This window comes from Mycobacterium timonense, assembly GCF_025821985.1.
Taxonomy (GTDB): Bacteria; Actinomycetota; Actinomycetes; order Mycobacteriales; family Mycobacteriaceae; genus Mycobacterium; species Mycobacterium avium.
Map to the genome: position 1 here is coordinate 1 of NZ_JACKSY010000055.1, position 428 is coordinate 428.

The 428-nt window shown below is 63.1% G+C and carries 1 protein-coding gene; it reads right to left on the minus strand.

Features of this window, described 5'->3' with window-relative positions:
* Positions 1–31 precede the first annotated feature (31 nt).
* Positions 32–428: DUF2834 domain-containing protein (locus tag H7I87_RS15065; protein ID WP_264002749.1), on the minus strand; the 397-nt coding region annotated here is incomplete at its 5' end.

Here is a 428-nt window from a genome sequence, read left to right on the forward strand (position 1 = left end):
CTCGGCCTGTGTCGCCGCGGCGGCTAACCCGTCACCTACCCACGTCGATCCATATCGTCAGGGCCACGGTCAACACGGCGACCACCACGAGCAGGATCGTGTCGGTCCTACGAAGCCGCGGCGCGTCGGATGCGCCCAGGCGTAATTCGCGGGCGATCAGGAAAAGCGGGAACATCACGCTGACGGCGATGAAGAACGATCCGACGACGTAAAGCCACACGAATCGCACGTTGTGCTTCCTGGCTTCGATCACCATCAGAATGACCGCGCTCAGGGCCAACATCAGGGCGTCGGCTGCGATGTTTCGCGACGCCGCCGTCGTTTGGGTGTCGCGCCAGAAATTAACGAAGAAGCCGGTCGGGCTGTGTACATACGCGACTGTCTGGCTCCACGTCGCGATGAGCGCGGCGACTGCGATGGCGCCGTAG